Below are 13,018 nucleotides of genomic sequence, written 5' to 3'. Positions count from 1 at the left end.
GGTGCCCTGCCGGCCGGCGGGTTCAGGCGCGCCAGGCGAAACCGGCGTCATGATGTCGATGGGCGCGTCATGCGCATGCCCGCCAGAATACACCTGGAGGCAGCATATGCCGGGAAAAGAGCCGGCGAGGCATGAATGTCTCCAGATTAGCGCAATATGGTTACGATATCGTTAGCGAAATGCGGATGCGTATCGCGCGATGGACGGAAGGCTGAACGACATGAACTGGGACAATCTCATCCTCAACACCGACAGCTACAAGCTCAGCCATTTCCTGCAATATCCGCCGGAGACGACGGCGATCTCCTCCTACATCGAGACGCGTGGCGGGACCGATCTCATCGATGTCGTGTTCTTCGGTCTCCAGATTTTCCTGAAGGACGTCCTGAGCCGGCCCGTGACGATGAGCGACGTGGCGGAGGCCGAGGACATCGTAAAGGCCCACGGCCTGCCGTTCGATCGTGCCGGCTGGACGCATATCGTCAACGCGCATGGCGGATACCTGCCGCTGCGGATCGAGGCGCTGCCGGAGGGCACGCTGACGCGCCGCGGCATACCGCTGGTTCAGGTCGTCAACACGGACCCCGCCTGCTGGTGGCTGACATCGCATATCGAAACGGCGCTGCTGCGCGCCGTCTGGTACCCGTCAGCGGTGGCCAGCAACGTCCGCAAGGTCAAGCTGGCTCTGCGCGACGCGTTGGAACGCACCGCCGACGAGCCCGAGCTTCTGCTGCCGTCGCGCCTGCTGGATTACGGCGCGCGCGGCGTCGGCGCCTTCGAGCAGGCCGGCATCGGCGGCGCGGCCCACCTCGTTCATTTCACGGGCACGGATACGCTGTCCGGCGTCCTCACCGCGCGTCGCTGCTATGGCGCTGCCATGGCGGGACGCTCCATGCCTGCCTCCGAGCATTCCACCATGACGGCCTGGGGCGGCGACCGCGAGGCGGATGCCTATGCCAATATGGTCGCCCGCTTCGCGCCCTCCGGCGCCTTCGCCGTCGTCTCCGACAGCTACGACATCAACCAGGCGGTATCGTTCATCTGGGGCAAGCAGCTGCGCGACACGGTCAAGGCAAGCGGCGCGACGGTCTATATCCGCCCCGACAGCGGCGATCCGATCGAGACGCCCGTGCAGGTCGTGCAGCAGCTCGACTATCGCTTCGGCGCCACACAGAACCGCAAGGGCTTCAAGGTTCTCGACCGCTGCGTCCGGGTGATCCAGGGCGACGGCATCACGCTGGCCGATATGAACCAGATCCTCAGCCGGCTGGAAGCCTTCGGCTATTCCGCCGAAAACATCACCTTTGCCATGGGCGGCGGCCTCCTGCAGAAGGTGAACCGCGATACCTACGCCTTCGCCATGAAAGCCAATGCGCGCCAGGACACGAGCGGGCGCTGGCACGACGTCTGGAAACGCCCGGCCACGATGAACGTCAAGGCCTCCAAAGCCGGTCGCCAGGCCGTCGTGTCGGGTCTCGCGGGGCTTGAGGCGGCGCGGCTCGATGCGCTCGCCGGGCGCGAAAACCAGCTGCAGCCGGTCTGGCAGGATGGTCGCCTGCTGAAAGACTGGTCGTTCGAGGAGGTTCGCGCACGGGCCCGATAGGGTCGAGGATCAGAGTGGCCCGAGCGCGCCGATCACTTGCAGCCGGACGGCACGCGCCCCAGATTCGAGGGATCGCCCCGGTTGTCCGTTTCGTCGGGGTGGCAGAGGAAGGATCTCGCCATGTCGGTCAGGCCGCCACAATCGTTCAGCAATCCCGGCGGCTCGCGCCAGACCGGCCTCGACATCCTCGAATATGAGTTGATGGCCGAACGCGCGGATGCGCTGGGGCGTCACGGGCTGAGAGTGGAACAGGCGATCGCGGCGCTGCAGGCGCTGGATGACCCGGAGACGACGCCGGCGCGGCGCGAGGCCCTGCTGGATACGGCCGCCGACGTTGTCTGGTCGTTCTTCATCCAGCGCGAGATCTGTGGCCTCCGCTCCAACCGCGATGCCATCGAGCGTTACCGAATTCCCAGAGAGGTCGTCGCCCGCCTCGGCGTCGTGCGCAAGAAGGGCCAGACCTGACGGCGCAGTCACCGGCCGGTTCAGCTATGCGAAAAAATGTCCGTGTCGTCCCAGCCGAGCAGGTCAAGCTTCGCGCGGGTGGGCAGAAACGAAAAGCAGGCCTCCGCATGGTCGATCCGTCCGTCCCGCATCAGGCGCTGGTTGAGCTTGTCGCGCAGGGCATGCAGGTGCAGGACGTCGGAGGCGGCATAGTCGAGCTGCGCCGGGGTGAGTATGGGGGCTGCCCAGTCGGAGGACTGCTGCTGCTTGGAGATGTCGACCTCCAGCATTTCCTTCAGATTGTCCTTCAGGCCGTGGCGGTCGGTATAGGTGCGCGACAGGCGCGAGGCGATCTTGGTGCAGAACACCGGCGTTGTGGTGACGCCGAAGGTGTGGAAGAGCACGGCGATATCGAAGCGCCCGTAGTGAAAGATCTTCTGTCGGGCAGGGTCGGCAAGCATGTGCACGAGATTGGGGGCCATCGTCTGCCCCGCCGCGATCTGCACGATATCGGCCGTTCCGTCCCCCGGCGACAATTGAACGAGACACAGGCGATCGCGGCGCGGCACGAGGCCGAGCGTCTCCGTATCCACGGCAATCGCGCCGTTGTAACGCGCAGCGTCGTCCGCGGCGATATCACCTTCGTGAAACCGGATTGTATTCGGCATGGAGATCCCCACATCATCCTTTGACAGGCTGCGCCGGCGGTATAGCGCGGAACCGGCTGCGATGCGATAGGGTCGCTGGGGCTCCAGAGGCGGAACCGGTCAGCGGGCGACGGATGGGCGGAAAAGGGGCGTGAGCCATGGGACGAAAGATCTGCAACCTGGCCATGGCCGCATGCATCGGCATCGTGGCAGCCCTCGGCGCCGCAGCGACTGCGACTGCGGCCGAACCCCGGAAGCCGGCCTTAACCTTCGACAGCCTGCCCGGTGTCAAGCCGGAGGATCCGATCGGCATGACGAGCAATTTGCGCTGCGAACAGGTGCTCATCGATCGCGCGCTCGGCAACATCGTGCCGACGCGGGGCCCGCGATACCATACGGTCAATGTCTGCAGCCGGGATGGCGGCCCCGAATTCGTCTCGCCCCGCCTGCCGCCATCGAACTATCGGCAGCTTCGCGGCCTGAATTATTAACCCCCGCGCCGCGATTTCCCATCCGCTTTTCGTCTGCTACGGAAGAGTGCGTTCAGCCGCAAGGGCTGATGCACCACGCTCTTCGACGACGTGGCACCTGACGATGCGGGAGGAACGCGAATGTCCGAAAACGAAAAGCCGCTGGTGATCAGCGCACCCGAGCCGCGAACGCTCGATCTGATCTTCACGACGGAAGCCCTTGGCGCCCTTCACGACCGATATCGGATCGTCGAGGTGGCGGCCGATACCGTCGCCAGTCTCGATGGCGATATTCTGGGTGCGGCGCGCTACGTCCTCGGCCAGCCGCCGCTCGACGCCGCGACGCTGGCGCGGATGCCCAAGCTGCGCTCCATCCTGAATGTGGAAAGCAACCTGATCAACAACATGCCCTATGACGTGCTGTTCGAGCGCGGCATCCATGTCGTCACCACGGGCCAGGTCTTTGCCGAGCCCGTGGCGGAACTGGGTCTCGCCATGGCGCTCGGCATCGCACGCGGCGTCGTCGATGCCGATCTCGATTTTCGCGAGGGGCGGGAGCTCTGGGGCGGAGACGGCAATCGGACGGCGCGGCTTCTCAGCGGCTCGGATGTCGGCATCATCGGCTTTGGCGATCTCGGCAAGGCGCTGAACCGGGTCCTTACCGGTTTCCGGACGGTCACGCGGGTGTTCGATCCCTGGCTGCCGGCCTCGATCCTCAGGGACAACGGCGTCGTTCCGGCGGATCTGGACACCGTGTTGTCGGAAAGCGACTTCATCTTCGTCGTGGCCGCGGTGACGAGCGAGAACGAAGGCTTCCTCGACGCGCGCGCGTTCGCAAAGATGAAGAAGGGGGCGGCCTTCATTCTCCTGAGCCGCGCCAATGTCGTGGATTTCGAGGATCTGATGGCCGCCGTCGAGCAGGGTCACATCGTTGCGGCCAGCGACGTCTTCCCCGAAGAGCCCCTGCCGCGCGACCACAAGGTTCGCACCTTGCCCGGCTTTCTGCGCTCGGCGCACAGGGCCGGAGCGCTCGACAGCGCCTTCAAGAAAATGGGCGACATGGTGCTCGAAGACATGGACCTGATGGACCGCGGCCTGCCGCCCATGCGCTGCAAGCGCGCCGAGCGGGAAACCGTATCCCGCATGCGCTCGAAGCCCGTCACCAACAACTAAGGACGCGCGGGACTGGCGTTCTGGAGATCAGGTCTCGTCGGCGGTGATTCTGCGCATCGCCGCCAGCAGTGCCGCCTCGCTGGTATGGCCCGTCTTGTAGAGACCGAGCAGCACGGTCGCGACATCGCGACCGTCCGCACTGTCGATCGGCGTGCCGATCTCCTGGCACCAGAGATCGAGTGCGCGGTAGACGACATCGATTTCCGTTTGCTCGAGCGCCATATCCGAGATGAACGACATGACGTCCTCCTTCTTCCCTGCAGGGACAGCCGACCTGACCTGACGTCGATCTGTAAGGGCATCCTGCAGGTCGGGCAATCCCTACATCGACGGGCTTGCGTCATTCCGCATGGAGGAGGAGGCGGAGGCTTCCATCAGCGATGCGGCGATCGCCATGGCCAGAAGCTTGCCCTTCGCGCGAACCGCCCCCGTATTCGCGTCCCGCACCGATACGGCAAGGTCCATGCCTTCCCGCATCAGGATCTGCTGTGCCCGCAGCACAGCCCAATTTTCAACGTTCTCGTAGTTCCCCATCACGACACCCCTTCGCTTGATCATGAAGCTTACATGTCCCCTCCCTTGGAGCGCGAAACAGGCGCACCGCGAATCATCGGAACATGTTCAAGGAAATGCGAAAACAGGCCTCCTGAGAAGCGTGACTTCTTCAGGATGAAAAGTAAGAGTTTTGCGACAGCGGTTCGGATTGGGTGCCGCGACTGCTCCGTGGCAGGCCTGATCTTGCGGACTGATCACACCCCTGCCGCTGATGCTGTCGTCATGCGGTGGCTCGCCTGGTCTGGCAGACGCCCAAAACGCCAAAAGCCCTGCTTAAGCAGGGCTTTATGGATCATCATCGGGAATTTGGTGCCCAGAAGAGGACTCGAACCTCCACACCCTTTCGGGTACCAGCACCTGAAGCTGGCGCGTCTACCAATTCCGCCATCTGGGCGACGAGCGGGGATGTAAAAGGCCGGGCGTCCAGTGTCAACAGCGTTTTTGAAGATTTCGCGACAGCGGGGGATAAATAACGGAAATTCCTCGCTTTTCATTCCGAGGCGCGACCCGTCTTCCCGGCCTGTCCGAAATGGTCCGCCCAGTCACGGATGCGGGCGAGACCGTCGGCCAGCAGGGCCTGTGCCTTCTCCTCGGTGGCGCTTTCCACATAGCAGCGCATTTCCGGGGCGTTGCCGGACGGGCGGAGGTGGACGATGCTGTCGTCCATCAGCGTGATCCGCAGGCCGTCGATGTCGCTGACGGCGGCGGGCACGCCGAGCGGCTCCAGGAACGCGGCGAGTGCTGCGGGCGTGCTGCGCAATGCCGCCATCAGAGCCTGGCTCGTTTCCACCGGAAATCGCTCCAGGCGGTCGCTGAGCGCAACGGGCAGGTGGTAGCGCGCAACGACGGCCGAAAGCGGCTCACGGCTCTCTGCGGCCTGATAAAGCACGGCCAGCACCGGCAGGAAGCAGTCCCGTGTCGGCAGGGCGGCAAACCGGGTGCCGTTGACCGTCACATCGCTCCCCGTCAAGGTTCCGCCATTCGCCTCGAAACCGACCACGCAGGCATGGCCTGACGTGACCGCGTCCTGCATGCCGGCAATGACGAAGGGGGAGCCGACGCGGGTCCGGAGCACCTCGGTCGTGCCGCGTCGCTCCAGCCCGGAATTCGAGGTGACGGGGGTGACCGCGACGGTCGCGCCGAGGAATTCGGCCGCGATCAGGCCGAGCAGATCGCCTCGGATCGGCTCGCCGGCTTCGTTGCCGACGAGCGGCCGGTCGCCGTCTCCATCTGCTGAAACGATCGCATCGAGCCCATGCTCGCCCGCCCAGCGGCGAAGAGCCGAAACGGTGTCTGCGGAGACCGCTTCGGTATCGACCGGAATGAAGCTGTCGGACCGCCCGAGGGGAACCACGTCGGCGCCGTAACGCGCGAGCACATCGACGAAGAGGTCGCGAGCGACCGTCGAGTGCTGGTAGACCCCGACTTTGAGGCCGGATAGCGCGCGATCCGGCAGGAGGGCCATGTTGCGGGCGATGAAGAGGTCGCGCACTGTCGCCTCGATCGTCGGCACCTCGGCGGGCGTCGCATCGATCGCGACGGGGCTCGCCTGAAGCGTATCCGCCGCCTGCGTGATCGCCACTTCGTCGTCCTTCGCAATCTCGCCGTCCGGCCGGTAGAACTTGATCCCGTTGCGATCGGCGGGAATATGCGAGCCGGTGACCATCAGCGCGGCGGAGCGGGTGGTCAGCGCATAAAGCGCAAGCGCCGGCGTCGGTACGGTGCCGCAGTCGCGCACGGCCAGGCCGGCGCGCAGGAGCGCACCTGCGGCGATGGCAGCGATCGCCGGGCTGGAGGCACGGAAGTCTCGTGCGATCAGAACCGTGTCGCCGGGCTTGGCCTGACCGGAGGCAAGCAGCGTGCGTGCGAACGCCGTGGCATAGAGCGCGGCAGCCGGACCTTCGAGATCGACGGACAGGCCACGCAGCCCGCTGGTTCCGAATTTCAGGCTCATGGCGATCTGGCTCCTGCGTCTTCCAAAAGCGTGCCCGGTGGCGCGCGGCATGTCTGGCAGGAATAACGCAAAGCCGGGCCACGTCAAAGCCGCGGGACGAGCGGGGGCGACGAAAATAAGAAGGAAGTTACCGAAGTCGCCTCAGCCGAAAACCCAGACCAGCAGGGCATAGCGGACGGCCTTGCCGATCGTGACATAGAGCACGAAGGCGGGCCACGGCATGCGCAGCAGCCCCGCAGCCAGTGTCAGCGGATCGCCGATGACGGGAAGCCAGGAGAGCAACAGAACCGGCTGCCCATACTTTCGGAACATCGCCTCCGCCCGCGCGCGGCTCTTCTGCGAGACGGGAAACCACCGCCGTCCCTCGAACCGCAGGAAGAAGCGACCGAGGATGAAATTGACGACGGCACCCAATACATTGCCAAAGGTGGCGACGACGAAGACGAGGCCGCGCGGCAGATCCGGATCCTGAAGCGCCGAGATGACGACGGCTTCCGACAGCCCGAAGAGAAGCGTGGCCGAAAGGAATGCCGCGGCGAAGACGCCGACGAGGGCTGCAAGGCTCAAGAGGCGGGCCGATCCGTATGTCCGAGATCGCGCTCCGGCGCGATAAGGTCCCGTACCCGCTGTTTCAGTTCCTTCGGTCCCGGAAACCCGCCATCTGCCTTGCGCTCCCAGATCAGCGTCTCATCGACCCGGATCTCGAACACGCCGCCAGTTCCCGGAATGAGGGCGACTTCGCCAAGCGCATCGGAAAAGGTCTGAAGCAGCTCCTGCGCCATCCAGCCGGAGCGCAGGAGCCAGTTGCACTGCGTGCAGTAGAGAATGCTGATGCGGGGCTTTCCCTGGCTCATGATCCTGCTCCTTCGGCGGTCCATTCGTGACGGGGCCGGTTAAATTGGTCGCGACATCGAAACGGCGACCGGACATGAAAATGGCGGCCGGAGCCGCCATTTCAAACCTGTTATCCGCGCTCGCCTTACAGCGTGCGGGTGATGTGCTCCACGCGGAAGCACTCGATCGTGTCGCCGGCGCGGATGTCTTCGTAGTTCTCGAAGGCCATGCCGCATTCCTGGCCGACCGGCACTTCGGACACTTCGTCCTTGAAGCGCTTGAGGGTCTTGAGCTTGCCTTCGTGGATGACGACGTTGTCGCGCACGAGGCGGACGCCCGCACCACGCTCGACCTTGCCTTCGACCACGCGGCAACCCGCGACCTTGCCGGTCTTGGTGATGTTGAACACTTCCAGGATTTCGGCATTGCCGAGGAAGGTTTCGCGACGCTCCGGCGAGAGCAGACCCGACATCGCCGCCTTCACGTCATCCACCAGGTCGTAGATGATGTTGTAGTAGCGGATCTCGATGCCCGAACGCTCGGACGCCTGACGTGCCTGCGTGTTGGCGCGCACGTTGAAGCCGATGATCGCCGCATCCGACGATTCCGCCAGCGCGATATCGGACTCGGTGATCGCACCGGCACCCGAATGGACGATGCGGGCCCGGACTTCGTCGGTTCCGAGACGATCGAGCGCACCGATGATGGCTTCAACCGAACCCTGAACATCGCCCTTGATGACCAGCGGGAACTCCTTGAACCCGGTGTTCTGCAGCTTGCTCATCATCTGTTCGAGCGAACCGCGCTGACCGGACTGGCGGGCAACCGCCTTGTCGCGCGTCAGGCGCTGGCGATACTCGGAGATCTCGCGGGCACGGCTTTCGTTTTCGACGACGGCGAAGCGATCGCCGGCAGCGGGCGTTCCCGACAGGCCGAGAACCTCGACCGGGGTGGCCGGGCCAGCTTCCTTGACATGGTCGCCCTTGTCGGTGACGAGCGCGCGCACGCGGCCCCACTGGTCGCCGGCAACGATGATCTGGCCGGGCTTCAGCGTACCCTTCTGGACGAGCACGGTCGCAACCGAACCGCGACCGCGATCGAGCTGGGCTTCGATGACGATGCCTTCCGCCGTCCGGCTCGGATCGGCCTTGAGGTCGAGGATTTCGGCCTGCAGCAGGATCGCCTCGAGCAGCTTGTCGAGGTTGAGCTTGTTCTTGGCCGAAACTTCGACGTCGAGAACCTCACCGCCAAGCGATTCCACGAACACTTCGTGCTGCAGCAGCTGCTGGCGCACCTTGTCCGGGTTGGCTTCGTGCTTGTCGATCTTGTTGATCGCCACGATGATCGGAACGTCGGCAGCCTTGGCGTGGCTGATCGATTCGATCGTCTGCGGCATGACGCTGTCGTCGGCCGCGACCACGAGGATCGCGATGTCGGTGGCCTGCGCACCACGGGCACGCATGGCCGTGAAGGCCGCGTGACCGGGCGTGTCGATGAAGGTGATCTTCTGGCCGTTCTGCTCAACCTGGTAGGCGCCGATATGCTGCGTGATGCCGCCGGCTTCGCCCGAGACGACGCTCGTCTGGCGAATGGCGTCGAGCAGCGAGGTCTTGCCGTGGTCGACGTGGCCCATGATGGTCACGACCGGAGGACGCGACACCATTTCGCCGGCATCGTCGGCCTGGTTGAAGATGCCTTCTTCGACGTCGGATTCCGAGACGCGCTTGACCGTGTGACCGAATTCGGCCGCGATGATTTCGGCCAGATCGGCGTCGATGACGTCGCCGGGCTTCATCATCTGGCCATCCTTCATCAGGTACTTGATGACATCGACGGCGCGCTCGGACATGCGCTGCGACAGTTCCTGAATGGTGATGGTTTCCGGCAGGATGACCTCGCGCATGACCTTTTCGCGCGTTTCCTGCATCTGGCTGCGGCGGAACTTCTCCTGCCGGCGGCGCATGGCGGCAAGCGAGCGGCCACGGGCATTGCCGTCGTCGTCGAGAGCTGCGGTCAGCGTCAGCTTGCCCTTGCGGCGTTCTTCCTCGGTCTTCGGGCGCGCCGGAGCCTTGGCAGGCTCGGGGCGAACGGGCTTGCCGCGAACCGGCACGGCGCCGGGACGGGCAGGGCGGGTTTCCTCGGCCTCATTGGTGCGGCGCGTGCGCACGCCGTTCGCGTCCGTCGTGATGATGGGAGCAGGGCGCTCGACAACCGGAGGCGCGGCAGCGGCGGCTGCGGCCGCAGCCTTTTCGGCTTCCGCGGCAGCGGCCAGCGCCACCTTCTCGGCTTCGCGTTCGGCCGCAGGACGGGCAGCTTCTTCCGCTTCGCGGCGTGCGGCTTCCTCGGCTTCGCGCTTCAGGCGCTCGGCTTCCTCGATCTTGCGCTTTTCCTCGGCAGCGGCGCGGGCCTTGGCTTCCTCGGCGTCGCGGATCTGCGCTTCGGCGAGCGCGCGACGGCGCGCGTCGATTTCACCGGCCGAAAGCTGGTTCAGAACGACGCCGGTGCGCGGACGTGCCGGATCGGGCCGCGGAGCCTGGGGCTGCGGGCGAACCGACGTCTGCTGCATGGGCCGGGTTTCCGGGGGGCGCGGCTGCGGCTGCGGCTGAGGCTGCGGCGCACGGACGGGAGCCGAGGCGATCGGTGTGACCGGCTTCTCGTCCTCGGGCCGTGTGGGGCGGCGTTTGCGGGTTTCGACCACGACAGCCTTCGTGCGGCCGCGGCCCATGTCCTGGCGGACTGTGCCCTGGCTCACGCCGGAGGGGCGCAGCGTCAGAGTCTTCTTGCCGGCTCCGCTCAGGGTCTTGTCGTCGTTGTTATCGGTCATTCCGTTCCGTTCCTAAGATCGAAGCCGGATGCGTATCACCAGACCCCGTCGTTCGATTGTCGTCTTACTGTATTGCGGTCGTCACGGCCGTGGCCGGTGTCCCGCGTCATGATGTCGGCTGGGAAGCGTCGCCGAAGGCACGGGGGGACATTTCGCCCCGGTATCGTTCCAGCATGTTTGCGCGCTTCACTACACCCTCACCCGCCTGCCCTGCAAGCGCTGCGGCATGGATAAAAGAATTACTTCCGAGCAACGTATCCAATTCCTCTCCGGTGAAGAAGCGGAAGGTGGGTATCTGCTCGCCGTCGTCGGTGGCAAAGCTTATGGCCTTGCGCGCCTGGTCTATTTTCCGCACGCCGTCGGGTGCGGCCGTGGAGGCGTGGAAGGTGGCGATGGCTGCCATGCCGCGCACCGCCTGTTCCACTTTCGAAGCCCCGGTGATGAACTGCGCGGCCTTGCGCGCCATGTTCATCATGCCGATCAGCTGCTGCACCAGAAGCCTATCGACTTCGTCCAGAAGCTCGGGGCCGGGCTTGGCCTCCGCCGTCTTCAGCGCCCGCGCAAACAGCTTGCGCTTGATCGCCGTCTCGAGAACCGCCCGCTCGGCGGTGACCCAGCAGCCGCGTCCCGGCAACTGGCGTTTCAGGTCCGCGACCACCCGGCCGTCCGGCCCCGCAACGAAGCGGATCAGGCCGTCGTCGGCCGGACCGCTCGCGCGGGTGACGATGCACATGCGCCCATTGAGCGGCAAGTCGTCGTCGTCCGCTTCGGGGACGTTGATGTCGTCCGGCGCCACAATCGGCTGGTCGGGTACGGAATTCATGAGGATCAGGACGCGGCTTCCGCCTCGTCCTCCTCGCTGCCTTCCACTATCTGGAGTGCCTCGGTCTCGCGTACAAGGTCTTCCTCCGTAATCCAGCCCGCAGCAAGGCGCGCTTCGAGGATCATGGTTTCCGCTTCCGTGCGCGAAACTTCGAGCTTCGAGAACAGGCCTTCGAAACGCTTGGTCTCGCCGTCCTTCCGCTCCGACCAGCCGACGAGATCGTCTGCGGCGCAACCTGCGAAGTCTTCCATCGTCTTGATGCCGTCCTGGCCGAGCGCCACCAGCATCTGGCCCGTCATGCCGTTGATGGAGCGCAACTCGTCGGACACGCCGAGTTCCTTGCGCTTTTCGTCCATCTCGGCTTCCAGCCGGTCGAGATATTCGCGGGCACGCGTCTGGATCTCGCTGGCGGTCTCCTCGTCGAAGCCTTCGATGGACGCGATCTCGTCCAGTTCGGCATAGGCGAGTTCCTCGACCTGCGCGAAGCCTTCGGAGGCCAGCACCTGGCCGACCATCTCGTCCACGTCGAGCGATTCCATGAACAGGTTCGTGCGCTCGTTGAATTCCTTCTGGCGGCGCTCGGACTCTTCGGCTTCCGTCATGATATCGATGTCCCAGCCGGTCAGCTGCGATGCCAGACGCACGTTCTGGCCGCGACGGCCGATGGCGAGCGACAGCTGCTCGTCGGGCACGACGACTTCGATACGCTCCGCATCTTCGTCCAGAACGACCTTGGCGACTTCGGCCGGCTGCAGGGCGTTGACGATGAAGGATGCCGGATCCTGGCTCCACGGAATGATGTCGATCTTCTCGCCCTGAAGCTCGCCGACGACGGCCTGGACGCGGCTACCGCGCATACCGACGCAGGCGCCGACCGGATCGATCGACGAGTCGTTGGAAATGACCGCGATCTTGGCGCGCGAACCCGGGTCGCGGGCGACCGAGCGGATCTGGATGATGCCGTCGTAGATTTCCGGCACTTCCATGGTGAAGAGCTTGACCATGAACTGCGGGTGCGTGCGCGACAGAAAGATCTGCGGGCCGCGCTGTTCGCGGCGCACGTCGTAGACATAGGAGCGGACGCGGTCGCCGTAGCGCATGTTCTCGCGCGGGATCATCTCGTCGCGACGGATGATACCTTCGCCGCGGCCGAGGTCCACGATGACGTTGCCGTATTCGACGCGCTTGACCGTGCCGTTGACGATCTCGCCGATGCGATCCTTGTATTCGTCGAACTGGCGGTCACGCTCGGCTTCGCGGACCTTCTGGACGATGACCTGCTTGGCGGACTGGGCCGCGATACGGCCGAAATCCATCGGCGGCAGCGGGTCGGCGATGAAGTCGCCGAGCTTTGCGTCCGGGTTGCGGTCGCGCGCCAGTTCCAGCGGGATCTGCGTACCGTAGTCCTCGGCGACCTCGACCACTTCCAGAAGACGCTGCAGGCGGATTTCGCCGGTCTTGGAATTGATGTCGGCGCGGATGTTGCTTTCCGAGCCGTAGCGCGAGCGCGCCGCCTTCTGGATCGCGTCGGCCATGGCGGCCAGCACGATTTCGCGGTCGATCACCTTTTCGCGCGCGACGGCATCCGCGATCTGCAGAAGTTCGAGCCGGTTAGCACTGACTGCCATGGGGTATGTCTCCGTAGGTCGAATAGTCCGGGTGGTGCCGTTCGGTCAGCGCTTCGAAGGCGA

13 protein-coding genes and 1 tRNA gene are annotated in these 13,018 nt (G+C 64.9%); 4 read left to right on the top strand and 10 right to left on the bottom strand.

Annotation, left to right across the window (positions count from 1 at the left end):
* The first annotated feature begins 199 nt into the window (after nt 1–199).
* Nucleotides 200–1,603: a nicotinate phosphoribosyltransferase gene (locus C8J36_RS13410; RefSeq protein ID WP_245506553.1), complete on the top strand. Its 1,404-nt coding sequence runs from the start codon at nt 200–202 to the stop codon at nt 1,601–1,603.
* Nucleotides 1,604–1,723: 120 nt separating this feature from the next.
* The gene (locus tag C8J36_RS13405) at nt 1,724–2,068 is read left to right on the top strand and encodes a DUF6665 family protein (RefSeq protein WP_132535582.1); all 345 of its coding nucleotides are present in this window, start codon (nt 1,724–1,726) and stop codon (nt 2,066–2,068) included.
* A 20-nt stretch (nt 2,069–2,088) separates the two neighbouring features.
* On the opposite strand, the gene C8J36_RS13400 is transcribed toward C8J36_RS13405, so the two are convergent.
* Complete coding sequence (locus C8J36_RS13400) at nt 2,089–2,715, bottom strand: ribonuclease D (protein WP_062595355.1); 627 nt, start codon at nt 2,713–2,715, stop codon at nt 2,089–2,091.
* 137 nt (nt 2,716–2,852) lie between these two features.
* Between C8J36_RS13400 and C8J36_RS13395 the strand changes: the two genes are divergently transcribed.
* Together C8J36_RS13395 and C8J36_RS13390 are read left to right on the top strand one after the other, a co-directional pair.
* Nucleotides 2,853–3,185 carry a hypothetical protein gene (locus C8J36_RS13395; RefSeq protein ID WP_132535580.1) on the top strand — a complete coding sequence of 111 codons (333 nt, stop codon included), beginning with the start codon at nt 2,853–2,855 and terminating at the stop codon, nt 3,183–3,185.
* A 120-nt stretch (nt 3,186–3,305) separates the two neighbouring features.
* Nucleotides 3,306–4,337 carry a hydroxyacid dehydrogenase gene (locus C8J36_RS13390; protein ID WP_132535578.1) on the top strand — a complete coding sequence of 344 codons (1,032 nt, stop codon included), beginning with the start codon at nt 3,306–3,308 and terminating at the stop codon, nt 4,335–4,337.
* Between the two features lie 27 nt (nt 4,338–4,364).
* On the opposite strand, the gene C8J36_RS13385 is transcribed toward C8J36_RS13390, so the two are convergent.
* From C8J36_RS13385 to nusA, 9 genes are all read right to left on the bottom strand, one after another.
* On the bottom strand, nt 4,365–4,577 hold the full coding sequence (locus C8J36_RS13385) for a hypothetical protein (RefSeq protein ID WP_062595352.1): 213 nt from the start codon (nt 4,575–4,577) through the stop codon (nt 4,365–4,367).
* Nucleotides 4,578–4,658: 81 nt separating this feature from the next.
* Nucleotides 4,659–4,895 carry a hypothetical protein gene (locus tag C8J36_RS13380; RefSeq protein ID WP_062595351.1) on the bottom strand — a complete coding sequence of 79 codons (237 nt, stop codon included), beginning with the start codon at nt 4,893–4,895 and terminating at the stop codon, nt 4,659–4,661.
* Between the two features lie 304 nt (nt 4,896–5,199).
* Nucleotides 5,200–5,286, bottom strand: a tRNA-Leu gene (locus C8J36_RS13375).
* A 96-nt stretch (nt 5,287–5,382) separates the two neighbouring features.
* On the bottom strand, nt 5,383–6,846 hold the full coding sequence (locus C8J36_RS13370) for a phosphomannomutase (protein ID WP_132535576.1): 1,464 nt from the start codon (nt 6,844–6,846) through the stop codon (nt 5,383–5,385).
* A 141-nt stretch (nt 6,847–6,987) separates the two neighbouring features.
* A complete protein-coding gene (locus C8J36_RS13365; RefSeq protein WP_132535574.1) occupies nt 6,988–7,413 on the bottom strand; it encodes a YqaA family protein in 426 nt (141 codons plus the stop codon).
* Nucleotides 7,410–7,700 (bottom strand): SelT/SelW/SelH family protein, encoded by a 291-nt coding sequence (locus C8J36_RS13360; protein ID WP_132535572.1) that lies wholly within the window; start codon nt 7,698–7,700, stop codon nt 7,410–7,412. The genes C8J36_RS13365 and C8J36_RS13360 overlap by 4 nt, the downstream gene beginning before the upstream one ends.
* A gap of 125 nt (nt 7,701–7,825) precedes the next feature.
* A complete protein-coding gene (infB, locus tag C8J36_RS13355; protein WP_062595348.1) occupies nt 7,826–10,504 on the bottom strand; it encodes a translation initiation factor IF-2 in 2,679 nt (892 codons plus the stop codon).
* 106 nt (nt 10,505–10,610) lie between these two features.
* Nucleotides 10,611–11,327 (bottom strand): RNA-binding protein, encoded by a 717-nt coding sequence (locus C8J36_RS13350; protein ID WP_132535570.1) that lies wholly within the window; start codon nt 11,325–11,327, stop codon nt 10,611–10,613.
* A 5-nt stretch (nt 11,328–11,332) separates the two neighbouring features.
* Complete coding sequence (nusA, locus tag C8J36_RS13345; RefSeq protein ID WP_062595346.1) at nt 11,333–12,955, bottom strand: transcription termination factor NusA; 1,623 nt, start codon at nt 12,953–12,955, stop codon at nt 11,333–11,335.
* Nucleotides 12,956–13,018 lie beyond the last annotated feature (63 nt).

Origin of the sequence: Rhizobium sp. PP-F2F-G48 (assembly GCF_004342335.1) — a bacterium.
Classification (GTDB): domain Bacteria; phylum Pseudomonadota; class Alphaproteobacteria; order Rhizobiales; family Rhizobiaceae; genus Ferranicluibacter.
Note: the sequence above shows the minus strand (reverse complement) of the source record. Positions and strands in the feature narration are given on the sequence as shown.

Bases quoted from the DNA above. Each gene is read 5' to 3' on its own strand.
- C8J36_RS13410 (WP_245506553.1), top strand. From the start codon at position 200: ATGGACGGAAGGCTGAACGACATGAACTGGGACAATCTCATCCTCAAC.
- C8J36_RS13405 (WP_132535582.1), top strand. From the start codon at position 1,724: ATGTCGGTCAGGCCGCCACAATCGTTCAGCAATCCCGGCGGCTCGCGC.
- C8J36_RS13400 (WP_062595355.1), bottom strand. From the start codon at position 2,715: ATGCCGAATACAATCCGGTTTCACGAAGGTGATATCGCCGCGGACGAC.
- C8J36_RS13395 (WP_132535580.1), top strand. From the start codon at position 2,853: ATGGGACGAAAGATCTGCAACCTGGCCATGGCCGCATGCATCGGCATC.
- C8J36_RS13390 (WP_132535578.1), top strand. From the start codon at position 3,306: ATGTCCGAAAACGAAAAGCCGCTGGTGATCAGCGCACCCGAGCCGCGA.
- C8J36_RS13385 (WP_062595352.1), bottom strand. From the start codon at position 4,577: ATGTCGTTCATCTCGGATATGGCGCTCGAGCAAACGGAAATCGATGTC.
- C8J36_RS13380 (WP_062595351.1), bottom strand. From the start codon at position 4,895: ATGATCAAGCGAAGGGGTGTCGTGATGGGGAACTACGAGAACGTTGAA.
- C8J36_RS13370 (WP_132535576.1), bottom strand. From the start codon at position 6,846: ATGAGCCTGAAATTCGGAACCAGCGGGCTGCGTGGCCTGTCCGTCGAT.
- C8J36_RS13360 (WP_132535572.1), bottom strand. From the start codon at position 7,700: ATGAGCCAGGGAAAGCCCCGCATCAGCATTCTCTACTGCACGCAGTGC.
- infB (WP_062595348.1), bottom strand. From the start codon at position 10,504: ATGACCGATAACAACGACGACAAGACCCTGAGCGGAGCCGGCAAGAAG.
- C8J36_RS13350 (WP_132535570.1), bottom strand. From the start codon at position 11,327: ATGAATTCCGTACCCGACCAGCCGATTGTGGCGCCGGACGACATCAAC.
- nusA (WP_062595346.1), bottom strand. From the start codon at position 12,955: ATGGCAGTCAGTGCTAACCGGCTCGAACTTCTGCAGATCGCGGATGCC.